The sequence below is a fragment of the Chlorobium sp. genome, assembly GCF_036528655.1.
In the GTDB taxonomy this organism is placed as follows: domain Bacteria; phylum Bacteroidota; class Chlorobiia; order Chlorobiales; family Chlorobiaceae; genus Chlorobium.
This window is the reverse complement of sequence record NZ_JAIGND010000003.1, coordinates 113,690-128,128: the sequence shown is the minus strand read 5'-3', so window position 1 is coordinate 128,128 and position 14,439 is coordinate 113,690. Positions and strand designations below refer to the sequence as shown.

The following is a 14,439-nucleotide window of genomic DNA, read 5'->3' as shown; positions in this document are numbered from 1 at the left end:
GATGGAACAGCTCAGGATTTCGAAGCGGTTTCCGCACGCACAAGGCTCGATAGCCACTCATCCTCGTATATGGTCTTTATGTTGACGTAGCCGAGCCGCTTCAGGAGTTTTTTCAGCCAGGGCTCATCGTACACGAGGATTCCCGACAGCAGTACGTCCGCTTCCGAGGCATAGTTTCTAATGACAGGCAGTATCCGGTCGATCACGTTTTTATTGATGTTCGCCAGGATCAGGTCATAACCTTCACGGAGGTTTTTTACCAGTTCCTCTTCTGCATCTATCAGTTCTATGCGGATATCTGCCGCATCGTTTTCTTCAGCATTTTCAACCGCGTTTTCTGCGGCCCATGCATTATTGTCGAAAGCGAGGATGGGATGCCGGTTTCCGAGTTTTCGGGCGGCGATGGCCAGCACGCCGGTTCCTGTGCCTATATCCATTATTTTTCGATCCTGCAGGTCGAGATTCTCCATCTGCCGAAGCATGAGACGGGTGGTGGCGTGGTAACCGGTGCCGAACGACATTTTAGGGTTGATCTCGATGACGATCTGCCCCGGTTTCGGAGAGACCTCCTTGTTTTTCTGAACGATCAGGAACCGGTCTGAAATTTCGATCGGCTGCAGGTGGGCCTCCCATTCGGCGTTCCAGTTTCTGTCGGCCATGAAGCTCGCCCTGTAGGGCGGTACGCTGCCGAAAGTCTCTTCGAGCAGGTTGCGCACGGCAAGCTCCTTATCCTCGTTCCACAGGGTTTCGGGGAGGTATGCGAGCAGGCGGTCGTCATCTTCGAGGAAGTATTCGATGCCTTCTTCAGAAAGAATGGCTATATAGGGTTCGAAAAGGGCCGGTGCGATCGTTATGGCGAGTTCGATATAGTTGTGTGTTCCTGTCGGCAGCATGATGGTGGAATCGATAACCGGTTTTTTTGATTATATGCTCAGGCGGTCAATATAGGGAAAAATTACGAGGCGTGTCGGTCTGGGGGCCTTTTGCGCTCAGTCCGGCATGATGATGCGGGCCGCGCATGCGAACCGCTGATCGTAATAACGGGAATCAAGCCGGTCGATGCGTACGCCGCGGCTTGTCGATACATGGGCGAAACTGTTATCGCCCATATAGATGCCAACATGGTCGATGGTTCTGCCTCCGTTACTGAAAAAAACGAGATCTCCCGGCCGGAGTTTTCTGCGGGGAACAACCTGGCCGAGCGATGCCATGTCGGCAGATGTTCTCGGCATGAGGAGCTGGAAGGATTCCTCGTAAATGTACTGAACAAAGCCCGAGCAATCGAAGCCGTCGAGCGATCTGCCGCCCCGCAGGTATGTTGTACCGAACCGCTCCATGACAGATGAAAACATCTGTCGGACAGAACGCTCCGGCACCTTGACCGGAAGCTCTTCCGTCACCGGGACAGGGGAGCCCGGAACGATTCTCGGTATATGTGTTTTTCTCTTTTTTAAGCTATATTTGCAGTCCGGATCGTAGCGGGAGCCTGTGGAGACGGTGCTGCATCCGGCAAACGTCGCCAGCAGCAGCGTGAAAAGGAACGTTGTCCGCAGGTTACCGTAATAGTGGCGTTTCAATGAAGATCCGTTCAACCGGCCGAGGTTTTGTGTCATAAAACGGCTGTTCTGTTTTCTTCCGGATGGAGGGTGACGTTTATCCGGAAAAGCACCGACGGGTGATGATTGCAAATAAGCGAAAACTTCGGCAATAAGAAAACTTAATCCTTTACTGTTTGCAGGTTATGGCGGTTATGAAATTCGGCGGAACCTCTGTAGGTAACGCAAGGGCGATGCAGCAGGCAATAGATCTTGTCGTTCGTGAACAACGGAACGGAACGCCGCTCGTGGTGCTCAGCGCATGCAGCGGAATTACGAACAAACTCGTCCGGCTGGCCGATGCCGCCGGCCGTAGCGATATTGACGAAGCGCTTATGCTTGCAGGGGAGGTTCGGGCGCACCATCTTTCGCTTATCGAAGAACTGATAACGGATCAGGCGGCCAAACCGGAGCTTGCCGCGAAGGTCGATGGATATGTGTCGAAGCTCGAAATGCTTGCACGGGGCGTCGATATCGTCGGAGAACTGACCGAACGGTCGAAAGACATGTTCTGCTCTTTCGGCGAACTGCTTTCGACTACCGTGTTTTCCGCTGCCATGATAGAGCAGGGGTACCAGGCAGAGTGGGTGGATGTCCGCAGGGTGATGATAACCGATGACAATTTCGGAGCCGCCAGACCGATCACTCCGGTTTGCGAGTCTAATACCGCAGCCATCATCAGGCCGCTGCTCGAAGCGGGTACCATCGTGGTCACGCAGGGATATATAGGCGCGACTGAAGCCGGTCGCACCACCACGCTCGGACGGGGTGGATCCGACCTTACTGCGGCGCTGCTCGGCGCATGGCTCGGCGACAACGCCATACAGATATGGACCGATGTCGACGGTGTGATGACTTGCGATCCGAGGATTGTGCCCGAAGCTCGCAGCATCCGGGTCATGACGTTCAGCGAAGCCGCAGAGCTCGCCTATCTCGGCGCTAAAGTGCTTCATCCCGATACCATCGCTCCCGCGGTGGAGAAGAATATTCCGGTCTGGGTGCTCAATACCTGGCATCCCGACGCGAAAGGAACGCTCATTACCGACGACCCCGAGCGGCTTGCCGGCATGAGCTATGGAGGGCTTGTCAAGTCGATCGCCGTCAAGAAAGGCCAGTGCATCATCAACATCCGTTCCAATCGCATGCTTGGGCGCTACGGATTCATGACCGAGCTTTTCGGCGCGTTTTCGCGTCACGGGGTCTCCATAGAGATGATTTCGTCAAGCGAGGTGTCGGTTTCGGTGACGGTCGACGACAAATCATTCGGCGACGAGCTGCTCCAGGAATTGAAGGCTTTGGGCCAGGTCGATATTGAGCATGCAGTAGCCACGGTCAGCGTGGTAGGCGATAATCTCCGGATGTCGAAAGGCGTTGCCGGAAGAATTTTCAGTTCGCTCCGGAACGTCAACCTCCGAATGATTTCACAGGGTTCATCCGAGATCAACGTTGGTTTTGTCGTTCAGGAGCAGGATGTCAACGAGGCGGTCAATACCCTGCATCACGAGTTCTTTTCGGGCGAAGAGACTGCCGGTATTTTTGAAAAGCCCGCAGGGATCCCGTAGGGTGTCGCCGGAGTGCAACGATTTCAATGATATGGATAAAAACGCATAAAAAAACAGAACACGCCATCATGGATTACAAGAAAGCCGGAGTGGATATCAGAGCGGGAGAAGAGTTCGTTCGCCTGATCAAACCCCAGGTGCGCCAGACCTTTACCCCGGGAGTCATAACCGATATCGGCGCTTTCGGCGGTTTTTATCAGCCGGATTTTTCAGGATACAGCAAACCGGTACTGGTCAGCAGCATCGACGGCGTAGGCACCAAGCTTAAAATCGCCATCGAACTTGGTATCTACGATACGGTCGGTTCGTGTCTGGTGAATCACTGCGTGAACGATATCCTTGTTTGCGGAGCCAAACCGCTCTTTTTCCTCGATTACTATGCCTGCGGCAGGCTCTCACCCGACATAGCGGCGGGGGTGGTTACCGGGATGGTGAACGCCTGCAGGGAGAACGGCTGCGCGCTTATCGGAGGAGAGACAGCAGAGATGCCCGGCGTATACGACGAAGCCGATTTCGATCTTGCCGGTACGATCGTGGGCGTGGTCGATCACGCTAAAATCGTGAACGGATCGACGATCGAGGAGGGTGACGTACTTATCGGGCTGCCGTCGACAGGCTTGCATACCAACGGATATTCGCTTGCCCGCAAAGTGTTCGAGGGCAGGATGCGCGAGCGTTTTGCAGGGCTCGAAGGCACTGTCGGCGAAGAGCTGCTCAAGGTTCACCGCAGCTATCTGCAGGTTATCGCTCCGCTGTCGGGCAATACCGATGTCAGGGGCCTCTCTCACATCACCGGCGGAGGTCTGACAGGCAACACCATGCGTATCGTTCCGAAGGGGCTCGATCTTTCGGTTGACTGGTCTTCATGGCCCGAACCGGCCATTTTCGATATCATCCGGAAAGAGGGGGATGTTCCTGAAGAGGACATGCGCCGGACCTTCAATCTCGGCATCGGTCTCGTGATGGTGATTCGCCGGGAAGGGGCAGCAGGAATCATGGACTATTTGAAATCAAAGGGTGAAATTGCATACATTATAGGTTCAGTTACCAGAACATGATGCTTTTTGCCATTTTTCGCAGAAAAAGGCATTATTCCTTATCGTGAGCGGTATCGGATCAAAGCTGACGGGGGTTCCGGAAGCGTCAGGGAGCGATTCCCGGATCTTGCCGCGCAATAATTAACCAATACGCTATGCTGACGTTATTTGCCATTATAGCAGTGAGCTACATTATCGGATCCATTCCTACCAGCATCATGGCGGGAAAAATGCTCAAAGGCATCGATGTGAGGAAGTTCGGCAGCGGTAACGCCGGAGGGACGAACGCCTTCAGGGTACTTGGCTGGAAAGCAGGCCTTTCGGTCACGCTGATCGATATCTTCAAGGGCGTCGTTGCCGCCGTCTCCGTGGTCGCTTTTTTTCGCCATTATCCCATCGATGTTTTTCCTGATATGAATGAAGTCGCCTTGCGACTGGTTGCCGGAATGAGCGCAGTGGTCGGTCATGTTTTCACGGTTTTCGCCGGCTTCAAGGGAGGCAAGGGTGTCAGCACTGCGGCCGGTATGCTCATCGGTATAGCTCCCGTCAGCATGCTGATGGTGATCGGCGTTTTTCTTCTGACCATCTATATCTCCCGTTATGTTTCGGTGGCATCTATGCTTGCAGCGGTCGCGTTTCCGCTGATCATCGCCGTACGCAAGTATATTTTCGAGCTTGGAAGCGGTCTGGATTACTATATCAGGCTGTTCGGCGCCCCGGTTTCTTTCCATGACAGTCTCGACTACCATCTGCTGATTTTCGGTCTGATCGTAGCCCTCGGGATTCTCTATACCCATCGCGCCAACATCAGGAGGCTGCTGGCCGGCACCGAGAATCGGGTAACTTTCGGTAAACATTCGTGACCGTTTCCGGGGATTTTATCAATATTGCCGTTCTTGGCGCAGGAAGCTGGGGTACGACGCTTGCCGTGCTTCTGGCAAGAAAAGGCCACAGAGTCTCGTTGTGGGCCCATCGACCTGAATTCGCACGGCAGCTCTCCGCCGAGCGCGAAAATCGCCGATACCTTGAAGGCGTCGCATTTCCTGCAAATCTCAGGGTCACGGATTCGATCATCGATGCGGTAACTCCGGCCTCCATGATCGTGACGGCCGTGCCTTCCCAGGCTCTTCGCGAAACCGCCGAACAGCTCAGAGGGATTTCCATGCAGGGACGCATCATCGTGAACGTCGCCAAGGGTATCGAATTGCGGACAGGGAAACGCATGTCGGAGGTGCTGCTTGAAACGCTGCCGGAACTCGTTCCTGCACAGGTTTCCGCACTTTACGGGCCGAGTCATGCAGAAGAGGTTTCAAGGGAGTTGCCGACCACGGTTGTAGCTTCCTCTTCCTCTCAGGAAACGGCCGAAAAGGTTCAGGACGCGTTCCGCACCAGCATGTTTCGTGTTTATACCAACACCGACATCGTCGGGGTTGAAATTGCCGGTTCGGTGAAGAACGTCATCGCCATAGCTGCGGGTATTTCGGACGGTATCGGTTATGGCGATAATGCGAAGGCTGCCATCATCACCCGAGGCCTCGCTGAAATATCGAGGCTTTGCGAGCGACTGGGCGGCGATCCGGTAACGGTTTCGGGGCTTTCGGGCATCGGCGATCTTGTTGTTACCTGCCTGAGTCGGCACAGCCGCAATCGCTATGTCGGCGAAGAGATCGGTAAGGGTCGTTCGCTCGACGATGTGGTGAGTCATATGGATATGGTTGCCGAAGGTGTTCTTACCTCGAAATCTGTCTACGAACTGAGCCGAACCTGCGGCGTCGAAATGCCTATAACCCAGGCGGTCTGCGAGATGCTCTTCGAGAAGAAACCGGTTCTGCAGGCAACCCTCGACCTGATGACCCGCGAGCCGAAGACGGAGATCTATTAATCGCCTCAATCCTTTTTTTTAGGGTAGTCGTACCATACCCCTTTTCCTGTTCGTTCTCCGGTCTCTTTCCAGCTTTCTCCCATATCGATCCGCATCACTCCGCAGGTGACCATGTTTTCGAGATGCTCTCCCGTAAGCAGGTTCGAGAATTCCGTCATGACAGGATTGTGTCCGAACAGCATCGCCGACTGGCAACTGTCGGGAAGCGCACGAACTATCCTGAGAAGATCCGAGGTGTTGCCGGTATAGATATCCATGTTCTGAACAATCGCCTTTTCCGGATAACCGAGGATGCCGGCGAATATGCCTGCCGTTGTGATCGCCCGGATTGCGGGGCTCGACACCATTATGCCGGGAACGATATGTTTCTTTTTAAGCCGTTCAGCCATGAGCGGAGCTGATTCCATTCCGCGATCGTTCAGGGTTCGTTCGAAATCACTGAGTTGCAGGTTGTCCCAGCTTGATTTGGCGTGTCTGACGAGGTAGAGGGTTTTCATTTGCAGTAGTATATAAAGCGTTCCTTGAGTTTCATGATCCGGTGATATGATCGATCGATGCGGGCTTTGCTGATGGTTCCCTCCTTAACCAGACGGTGCAGGATCGACGATGCTTTTTCAGCTATGTCAGGATCGTAGGCCGTATTGTTGCCGAAGAGAAGGATATCAACGCCGGCTTCCACGGCAAGCCGAACAGCTTTCTCAAGCCCGTAATGACCTGCAATGGCCTGCATCTGCATGTCGTCGCTGAGGATCACACCACCAAATCCGAGTTGCTGTCGGAGGCGATCGTCCAGAACCTTTTTCGAGAGTGTTGCCGGAAAGCGGCTGTCGAGCTTCCGGTTGAATACGTGTGCGGTCATGACGGCATCGTTGTAACCGGCATCTATCATGGCCCGGTAAGGTTCAAGCTCTTTTTCAGTCCAGCTTCCGGTAACGTCCGTGAAATCCTTGTGGGTATCGGTTTCAGAACTGCCGTGTCCGGGAAAATGCTTGAATACCGGAATGATTCCCTCTTCGCGGAACGCTGCTGCCGTCAGCATGGCGTGCCGTGCGACAATTGCCGGATCGGCGGAGTAGCTGCGGCCGAGCCTGCCGATGACCGGGTTGTCCGGATTGACGTTCAGATCGAGTACCGGAGCGAGGTTCATGTTCATGCACATCGACTTCATTGTCGCCGCGGTCTTCCTTGCAGCGGCTTCGGTGCTGTCGGGGTTGTCGAGCATTCCGAGGTGTGCCGCGGAAACCGATTGCGGAAAGCCTTTCGATGCTTTCAGCCGGTTCACTTTTCCGCCTTCCTGATCTATTGCGATGAAGAGCGGGATGTCCGACAATTGCTGCAGGCCTGTTGTCAGCTTCGAGAGCTGTTCCCGGCTTCCGATGTTTCTTACCGGTGATTTCAGGGGCATATCGTAATCGAACAGCACTACCCCGCCTATATGGCGTGAGCGGATATCCCCGACGATTTCCGGAGCATCGTCGACGGTCATGCCCCGGAAGCCGATCATGAGCATCTGGCCGATTTTGATGGAGAGGCTGTCCGCCCGGGCGGAGGCCTGGAGGGTCTGACCGGGAAAGAGGGTGAGCAGCAGCAGTGCAGCCAGAACGGTTGGCGGTTTCATGCTACTCCCGCATTTCTGGTGATCTGCAGTTCGCCTTCCGTCAAGCGGACAAGTACATTGTCGCCCTCCTGAACCGTGCCGGAGAGGATCATCTCCGAGAGTCTGTTGGTGATTTTTCTCTGCATCACGCGTTTGAGCGGACGGGCTCCGAAAGCCGGATCGAATCCCGCATCGGCAAGCCAGTCGAGAGCTTCAGGAGTTATCTCCATCGAAATGCGCTGGCGCATGGCCGTTGCCCTGATGCGGTTGAACTGTACCTGCACTATATGGCGAAGGTCTTCTCTGGATAGAGGAGTGAAGAGGATGATCTCGTCGATCCTGTTCAGGAACTCGGGGCGTACCTGCTGCTTGAGCAGCTGGAAGAGCTTGTCGTGCAGACCGGAGAGTACGGCATCCCGGCTGGTGCCGTCCATTTTTTCCATTTCCGACTGGATCAGATGGGCTCCGATGTTGCTCGTCATGATAATGATGGTGTTCTTGAAATTCACCGTACGGCCCTTGCTGTCGGTCAGCCGGCCGTCATCGAGAATCTGCAGCAGGATATTGAAGACGTCGGGATGCGCTTTTTCGATCTCGTCGAGCAGTACCACCGAGAATGGTTTTCTTCTTACGGCTTCGGTGAGCTGTCCGCCCTCTTCATAGCCGACGTAACCGGGAGGGGCGCCCACGAGCCGGCTCACATTGTGCGACTCCATATATTCGCTCATGTCGATTCTTATAAGCGAATCCTCGTCGTCGAACAGGTATTCCGCAAGGGTGCGTGCAAGCTCGGTTTTTCCAACGCCTGTCGGACCGAGAAAAATAAAGGAGCCGATAGGCCGCTTTTCGTCTCCCATGCCGGCGCGCGATCGCTTTACTGCCTCACTGACCGCGCTGACAGCCTCGTACTGCCCGATCACCCGTTTGTGCAGTTCATCTTCGATGCCGAGCAGTTTCTGCCTTTCCGACTGAAGCATTTTGCTGACCGGTATGCCGGTCCATCGGGAGACGATGTCGGCGATATCCTCGGCATCGATCTCCTCTTTCATGATGAGGTCGCCCGCGGCCTGTTTCTCCTCGATTTTTCTGCGGTTTTCCTCTATGTCGCGTTCGATGCGTGCAATGCTGCCATAACGGATTTCAGCAACCTTGCCGTAGTCGCCCTGCCGTTCATGTTCTTCAGCCTGCACTCTCAGCTGTTCGAGTTCGGACTTCAGGTCGCGCGATCCACGTATCAGCTCTTTTTCGCTTTCCCACTGGGCTTTCACTCTGGTCTGTTCTTCTACAAGCCCGGCAAGCTGCTTTTCTATTTCCTGGAGGCGCTGTTTTGTATCTGCGGTACTCATGTTTTTTCTCTTGTTTGATTACCGGATGCTAATAATAAATAATGTTGTAAATTTAACGTCAGTCGAAAATTTCGTTTCCCTCATTTGGGGGTAAAGGTAACTATCAGTAAAATAACCGGTAACACCGTGCAAAAGTTCTCAATCGGCACTATTGACATGCCAACGGAAGGTTCTCTTTTTTTTATTGCCGGTCCATGCGTCATCGAGAGCCGCGAGATGGCTCTCGACGTGGCAGGGGAGTTGCGGCGCATTTCCGCCGAGGGAGGTGTGCGCTTCATATTCAAGGGCTCCTACCGCAAGGCTAACCGCTCGTCAGTATCGTCATTTACCGGTATAGGGGACAACGAGGCTCTCGATATTCTTGCAGAGGTCAGAGAGCGGTTCGGCATGCCTGTACTGACCGATGTTCACGAGGTGGCTGAGGTCGAACGTACGGCGCCCTTTGTCGACGTGCTCCAGATACCCGCATTTCTGTCCCGTCAGACCGATCTGCTGGTGGCCGCCGGCCGCAGCGGGCTGCCAGTCAATATCAAGAAAGGTCAGTTTATGGCGCCCGGCGATATGGCTCATGCCGCGGCGAAGGTTGCCGCTACCGGCAACAGCAGGATCATGCTGACGGAACGCGGCTCCAGTTTCGGTTATCACAACCTCGTGGTTGATTTCCGGGGAATTCCGCAGATGGCTGAGACCGGATATCCTGTGGTGTACGATGCAACCCACAGTCTGCAGCTCCCCGGGGCCGGCAACGGAGTTTCGGGAGGAGAGCGCCGCTACCTGCTTCCGCTCGCGCGAGCTGCCGTGGCTGCGGGAGTGAACGGACTTTTTTTCGAAGTGCATCCGGATCCTCTGTCGGCGCTTTCCGATGCGGCGACCCAGATTCCTCTCGGCGATTTTGCCGCCGTCGTCAACGAACTGCAGCGGCTTTCTCAGTGCATGCAGTCGATTCATTCACGTTAAAACAGGAAGAACGTTTTGTCAGGTTTTCAGTATTTCGGCATGGAGCCTTCGCTGGCCGATCCATCATCGAAGATCCAGCAGGCACTGCAGGCCGTCAGGGCCGTCATCTTTCCGGTTGACGGCGTCCTGAACGGCCCGCGAATGACCTTCGACGGCAACGGAGGCGAGATTGTCTCCATTTCCAATCGGGACGCTTCCGCTATCCGGGCCGCAATCGGCCAGGGTCTGCAGATTGCCGTGCTCTCGGATCGGGATGCGGCAGGATTCCGCCCCCTCCTTGAATCGCTCGGCGTGACCGGCATCTATCTCGGGTCATCGAGTCTTCCCGATGCCTATGAAGCCTTCCTTCGGCAGTACGGTATCGAGGATGAAGCATGTGCCTATATCGGTGACGATATTGCCGATCTTCCCCTGCTCGAGAGGGTGGGTTTTCCCGCAACGCCGATAGACGGGGCAGACTATCTCCGGAACCGCGTGGGCTATATCTCCGCTTACGAAGGCGGCAAGGGGTGTATCCGGGAAATTGTCGAAATGGTGCTGCAGCAGCAGGGAAAGTGGGTTTACAGCGATCAGGAGACCGAAGGGTAGGTCCGCGTTTATTTTTTTCTTTCTGAAGAGGTTTCCGGGATCGTCCCTTGCGGAACATGCCCGTTCAGAAACCGGGCGGTCTCCTCGAGACTGAGAACTCCCACGATGTTCGTGCCGTGGTGCGGTTCGACATGCACATCGCCCTGATACGCTTTTCCGGATAAGAGCGCATGTTCGAGCGCCTCGATTTTCCCGAACAGGCTGTATGCCGCCGACTGGGGCGTCGAGCAGGAGACCGGCGGATTGCTCTGGCCGTGCATGAAGTATCCTGCCGGCAGGATAGAACTGTCGGGGTAAGCATGCCAATGGGTCATAGATGCCCCGTTTTTTTCAAGTTCATCGGGAAAAAGCGCTCCCGGCTTCAGGGTTTTCAGAATGGACGCGATGAATGCATTGCCAAGCGCGTGGGCGAGGATGGTGAAGGTATCGAACGATGGCCGGCTGCCGGTACCCTCCGGAAGCTCCGAAGGTGTCTTGATGTATGCTTTTCCCTGTTCAATTCCGATTTCGACAAGGTCGGTTTCGCAATTCAGCGCGTGCTTCCGGCATCCCGACCGGGTTGTGAGCACCCGTACGTCCGGCACAGGGACGAGCATTGTCCGACCCGCGATTCTGACCGGTACCCATCCCTGAACGGTTTCGCCGGCCGGTTTTGCCGGCTGGACGGCGACCGGCAGTTGTTTTGCAAAAAATCCGTAGCTCATGCCGCTGCGCTTGTCGAGATATCGAGCCACGATTTTCCGGTAAAAATCATTGCGGTATTCCAGCCCGTCGGTCGATGTATGAGTAAGGAGACAGCTGTTTGAAGACCAGCATCGGCTGCAGGCAAGAAAGTCACCGGCAGCCGCCGTGTACTCCGGACTTTTAAGGTGCAGTTCGCCTGAACGCAAGTCGAAATCCTCCGGTTTTGGCGGAACCACCTGAGCCGTCAGTTTCGGAACCAGGGTGTCGCGCACGTCTTTTCTGGCGGGATGCGGAGTATCGAAGGTAGCAACTCCGCCGTTCATGGTGCATATGGTCCAAGATGTTTCAGTCACGTAGATCAGGATATGCACCATATCCCGGGCCAGACGCCGGACAATGGCGTCCAGCCTCTCCTGGGCCGTCGCATTTGGTTCAAGCGGCGGCGGTTCGTCGTAGATGCCGACGATGATATTGTTATAGAGCGTCGAAACCCGGTTTATGGCAAGTTCTCCGTCATGAAAGATGCCGGGTGCGAGGATGACCGTACCGGGGATGAACCGACCGTTTACAAGCGATGTTTCGCCATATGTCTCTGTCGATATGCCAAGCGTCCGCATTGCCCGGACGAGAGCAAGCGAGAACCGTTCGAGCCTTGCCGTTATCGCGGTGGCGGGATAGAGCATGCACCGGAGATCGGCACACATGGCATCGATGGAAAGAGGAGTCCGTTCCGGTATGCCGAGAATATGGCGGAGGACTGCAGGGCTGACAGGGTGGCTCATGAAGCGGTTTTTGCGGGGTGCATTCGGATGCTTGTTTACTGACCGGAGTTATGCTCGCGGCCCCAGAGCAGTTTTGTGCGCAGAATTTCACAGTAATCTCTGCTTTCGTTGGCGACGAGATTGATGAGCGTATCTGATTTCTTAACCGTTACCGTCTCCTGCGGCAGCAGCATTTTGGTGATGCGTCCGTCGCAGTTCAACGGAAACTCTCCTGTCTGCGCATCGACCGATACGTCGATAATCTTTTCGTCGCTGATGACGATCGGCCTGACCGTCAGCATATGCGGGCAGATTGGCGTAATGACGAACACGCATGATTTGGGAGCGATGATCGGGCCCCCTGCTGACATGGAATATGCGGTGGAGCCGGTCGATGTAGCGATGATGATGCCGTCAGCCCGGTACGAACCCAGCAGCTCTCCGTCAAGGCGGATGACGAAGGTAGGAATACGCGGGTAGGTTCCCTTTTCGATTACTACGTCATTCAGTGCGCGCAGCCTCTGCTCGCGGCCGTCGATCGTCGTGACGGCTTCAAGCTGGGATCGGTTGTGAATCGAGTAGGTTCCTCCAAGCACTTTTTCCACGGCAGGGAACATCTCGGCCTGGCTGAACTCTGTGAGGAATCCGAGGTGCCCGACGTTGATACCGATAACCGGTTTCGTTTCGGAATAGTGCGATGTGAAGAGGAGGGTTCCGTCGCCGCCGAGCGATATGAAGACGTCGCAAAGCCGGTTGAGATCGTCTATTTTTGCCGAAGGTCCGATGCCGAGTTTTTCTGCGGAAAGGGATTCCAGAACATATCCTGCCTTGTGCCGGTCGAGCCAGCCGGTCAGTTCCTTGGCCAGAACCAGCGCTTCCCTGCGCTCCGTGTTGACGACGATGCCGAATTTCATTATTTGTGGAGCTCCTTGAGGGTTTGGTACAACCTGTTTGCATTGCTGAATCTCGACGAAATGGTCTGTGTGTCAAGGCGCCTCACCTCTTCGGCAAGTACTTCCAGTTCGGCGGCGAACCGTTCAAGTTCATCGGCTATATTGGCGCTGTTCGTCTGTACGATATCGTTCCAGATTTCCCATGAACTGCCGGAAAGCCTCGCCAGCGTGGCGAAACCCGGACCCGAGGCGGCGATGTTCTTTTCGCAGTGGTTGACGAGCAGCGTGGAAATCAGTTGAGGAAGGTGGCTGATATTTGCCACGATTCTGTCATGTTTTGCAGGGTCCATGATCATCGTTCTGCAGCCGGCCGCAGTGAGCAGTGCCGACAATGCCCTGCCTTTCGGTTCATCGAGAAAGTTGCCGTTATCGCAGAGGATGAGGGTTTTTCCCTGCAGCAGTTCGGCGCTTGCAGCCCGGAAACCCTGCTGTTCTCTTCCGGCCATAGGATGCATGCCGATGAACGGGATGCAGAGATCACGCGCTTTTTCTGCTATCATGGACTTGGTGCTCGAAACGTCTGTGACCAGCACCGCCGAGCTGGCTAATGCCTTGATCTCGTCGAGCAGGGCGATGTTGACCTTTACGGGCGCCGAGAGAATGATCAGGTCGGCGTCATAGAGATCGGTTTTGTCGGTTTCAAAACGGTCGAGTCCGCTGTCGAGAACTTCCTGACGCTCCTCTTCGCTGAACAAGGGATCGTATCCTTTCAGGAAAAGGGGCTCGTCTCCCTCGGGATGCGCCTGCCTGAACGCCAGCATCATTGAAGCGCCGATCAGCCCCAGGCCGACGAACGATATTGTCCTGATAACGGGTTGCACGGGTCCGGCGCTTCAGTTCTGCCGGATGGTTCTGCTTCCCGGCGCTTCAATCGGTATTCCGGCCTTGCAGAGCGGGCACTCTTCGGGATCGTAGCTGACTACGTCCATGGCCAGTACCGAGAACTGGTTTTCGGCGAGCCGAACCTTGCCGCTGCTGCGGTCTACCACCGATCCCACTCCTGCGAGTTTTGCTCCGACCGCTTCGATGAGCGCGATTACTTCGGCTACCGAACCGCCGGTCGTGATGACATCCTCGATTACCAGCACCCGTTCACCTTCAGCAATGCCGAATCCGCGGCGGATGGTCATGGCTCCGTCCTTGCGTTCGGCAAAGATCGTTTTCACTCCGAGCTGACGTCCGACCTCAGTGCCTACCACAATGCCTCCGATGGCCGGCGATATTACGGTGTCGATTCCGGCACCCCTGAAATGCTCCGCTATAAGGCTACAGATCTGCGAGAGGTGTTCGGGATGCTGCAGCACTTTTGCACACTGGAAATAGGTATTGCTGTGGCGGCCTGAGGTTAACCGGAAATGGCCTTCAAGCAGGGCGCCGGTAGACTTGAACACGTCAAGCAAGGAAGGGTTGCTCATGGATCGATATTGGTTGATGATCGGGTATGTAAACAGCTAAAATACGGAAGCCTCGGCAAAAA

The 14,439-nt window shown here is 55.1% G+C and carries 15 protein-coding genes; 6 read left to right on the top strand and 9 right to left on the bottom strand.

What is annotated here, in order from left to right; all coding sequences use genetic code 11:
- Positions 1-11: 11 nt before the first annotated feature.
- Positions 12-893, bottom strand: coding sequence for a 50S ribosomal protein L11 methyltransferase (prmA, locus tag K4305_RS00720; RefSeq protein WP_331560403.1), 882 nt, complete (start codon positions 891-893; stop codon positions 12-14).
- A gap of 96 nt (positions 894-989) precedes the next feature.
- The gene (locus K4305_RS00715) at positions 990-1,613 is read right to left on the bottom strand and encodes a C40 family peptidase (RefSeq protein WP_331560402.1); all 624 of its coding nucleotides are present in this window, start codon (positions 1,611-1,613) and stop codon (positions 990-992) included.
- A 128-nt stretch (positions 1,614-1,741) separates the two neighbouring features.
- Here K4305_RS00715 and lysC point away from each other — a divergent pair, with 128 nt between their 5' ends.
- The 4 genes from lysC to K4305_RS00695 all read left to right on the top strand — a co-directional run bounded on the left by lysC (position 1,742) and on the right by K4305_RS00695 (position 6,076).
- Positions 1,742-3,157, top strand: coding sequence for a lysine-sensitive aspartokinase 3 (gene lysC / locus K4305_RS00710; protein ID WP_331560401.1), 1,416 nt, complete (start codon positions 1,742-1,744; stop codon positions 3,155-3,157).
- Positions 3,158-3,225: 68 nt separating this feature from the next.
- Positions 3,226-4,215, top strand: a complete 990-nt coding sequence (gene purM, locus K4305_RS00705; protein WP_331560400.1) for a phosphoribosylformylglycinamidine cyclo-ligase — start codon at positions 3,226-3,228, stop codon at positions 4,213-4,215.
- A gap of 134 nt (positions 4,216-4,349) precedes the next feature.
- The gene (gene plsY, locus K4305_RS00700) at positions 4,350-5,057 is read left to right on the top strand and encodes a glycerol-3-phosphate 1-O-acyltransferase PlsY (RefSeq protein ID WP_331560399.1); all 708 of its coding nucleotides are present in this window, start codon (positions 4,350-4,352) and stop codon (positions 5,055-5,057) included.
- Positions 5,058-5,074: 17 nt separating this feature from the next.
- On the top strand, positions 5,075-6,076 hold the full coding sequence (locus K4305_RS00695; protein ID WP_331560577.1) for an NAD(P)H-dependent glycerol-3-phosphate dehydrogenase: 1,002 nt from the start codon (positions 5,075-5,077) through the stop codon (positions 6,074-6,076).
- Between the two features lie 5 nt (positions 6,077-6,081).
- Here the strand turns inward: K4305_RS00695 and K4305_RS00690 are convergent, their stop codons facing one another.
- Genes K4305_RS00690 through K4305_RS00680 form a run of 3 tightly spaced genes read right to left on the bottom strand, consistent with a single transcriptional unit; the run spans position 6,082 to position 9,019 of the window.
- A complete protein-coding gene (locus K4305_RS00690; RefSeq protein ID WP_331560398.1) occupies positions 6,082-6,573 on the bottom strand; it encodes a SixA phosphatase family protein in 492 nt (163 codons plus the stop codon).
- Positions 6,570-7,694, bottom strand: coding sequence for a glycoside hydrolase family 3 protein (locus K4305_RS00685; RefSeq protein WP_331560397.1), 1,125 nt, complete (start codon positions 7,692-7,694; stop codon positions 6,570-6,572). Before K4305_RS00685 ends, K4305_RS00690 begins: the two co-directional genes overlap by 4 nt.
- A complete protein-coding gene (locus K4305_RS00680) occupies positions 7,691-9,019 on the bottom strand; it encodes an AAA family ATPase (RefSeq protein WP_331560396.1) in 1,329 nt (442 codons plus the stop codon). The genes K4305_RS00685 and K4305_RS00680 overlap by 4 nt, the downstream gene beginning before the upstream one ends.
- 126 nt (positions 9,020-9,145) lie before the next feature.
- Between K4305_RS00680 and kdsA the strand changes: the two genes are divergently transcribed.
- Together kdsA and K4305_RS00670 are read left to right on the top strand one after the other, a co-directional pair.
- Positions 9,146-9,976 carry a 3-deoxy-8-phosphooctulonate synthase gene (gene kdsA / locus K4305_RS00675; RefSeq protein WP_331560395.1) on the top strand — a complete coding sequence of 277 codons (831 nt, stop codon included), beginning with the start codon at positions 9,146-9,148 and terminating at the stop codon, positions 9,974-9,976.
- Between the two features lie 15 nt (positions 9,977-9,991).
- Positions 9,992-10,564: a KdsC family phosphatase gene (locus K4305_RS00670; RefSeq protein WP_442880399.1), complete on the top strand. Its 573-nt coding sequence runs from the start codon at positions 9,992-9,994 to the stop codon at positions 10,562-10,564.
- Positions 10,565-10,572: 8 nt separating this feature from the next.
- On the opposite strand, the gene K4305_RS00665 is transcribed toward K4305_RS00670, so the two are convergent.
- The 4 genes from K4305_RS00665 to pyrE are packed head-to-tail and all read right to left on the bottom strand — an operon-like array spanning position 10,573 to position 14,377.
- Complete coding sequence (locus K4305_RS00665) at positions 10,573-12,030, bottom strand: hypothetical protein (protein ID WP_331560394.1); 1,458 nt, start codon at positions 12,028-12,030, stop codon at positions 10,573-10,575.
- 35 nt (positions 12,031-12,065) lie between these two features.
- Entirely contained in the window at positions 12,066-12,923 is an 858-nt protein-coding gene (locus K4305_RS00660) for an NAD(+)/NADH kinase (RefSeq protein ID WP_331560393.1), read from the bottom strand.
- Positions 12,923-13,783 (bottom strand): prephenate dehydrogenase, encoded by an 861-nt coding sequence (locus tag K4305_RS00655; protein ID WP_331560392.1) that lies wholly within the window; start codon positions 13,781-13,783, stop codon positions 12,923-12,925. Before K4305_RS00655 ends, K4305_RS00660 begins: the two co-directional genes overlap by 1 nt.
- Before the next feature lie 12 nt (positions 13,784-13,795).
- Complete coding sequence (gene pyrE / locus K4305_RS00650) at positions 13,796-14,377, bottom strand: orotate phosphoribosyltransferase (protein ID WP_331560391.1); 582 nt, start codon at positions 14,375-14,377, stop codon at positions 13,796-13,798.
- Between the last annotated feature and the right edge of the window lie 62 nt (positions 14,378-14,439).

Coding starts and splice junctions, on each gene's coding strand:
- prmA (WP_331560403.1), bottom strand. CDS start 893: ATGCTGCCGACAGGAACACACAACTATATCGAACTCGCCATAACGATC.
- K4305_RS00715 (WP_331560402.1), bottom strand. CDS start 1,613: ATGACACAAAACCTCGGCCGGTTGAACGGATCTTCATTGAAACGCCAC.
- lysC (WP_331560401.1), top strand. CDS start 1,742: ATGGCGGTTATGAAATTCGGCGGAACCTCTGTAGGTAACGCAAGGGCG.
- purM (WP_331560400.1), top strand. CDS start 3,226: ATGGATTACAAGAAAGCCGGAGTGGATATCAGAGCGGGAGAAGAGTTC.
- plsY (WP_331560399.1), top strand. CDS start 4,350: ATGCTGACGTTATTTGCCATTATAGCAGTGAGCTACATTATCGGATCC.
- K4305_RS00690 (WP_331560398.1), bottom strand. CDS start 6,573: ATGAAAACCCTCTACCTCGTCAGACACGCCAAATCAAGCTGGGACAAC.
- K4305_RS00685 (WP_331560397.1), bottom strand. CDS start 7,694: ATGAAACCGCCAACCGTTCTGGCTGCACTGCTGCTGCTCACCCTCTTT.
- K4305_RS00680 (WP_331560396.1), bottom strand. CDS start 9,019: ATGAGTACCGCAGATACAAAACAGCGCCTCCAGGAAATAGAAAAGCAG.
- K4305_RS00665 (WP_331560394.1), bottom strand. CDS start 12,030: ATGAGCCACCCTGTCAGCCCTGCAGTCCTCCGCCATATTCTCGGCATA.
- K4305_RS00660 (WP_331560393.1), bottom strand. CDS start 12,923: ATGAAATTCGGCATCGTCGTCAACACGGAGCGCAGGGAAGCGCTGGTT.
- pyrE (WP_331560391.1), bottom strand. CDS start 14,377: ATGAGCAACCCTTCCTTGCTTGACGTGTTCAAGTCTACCGGCGCCCTG.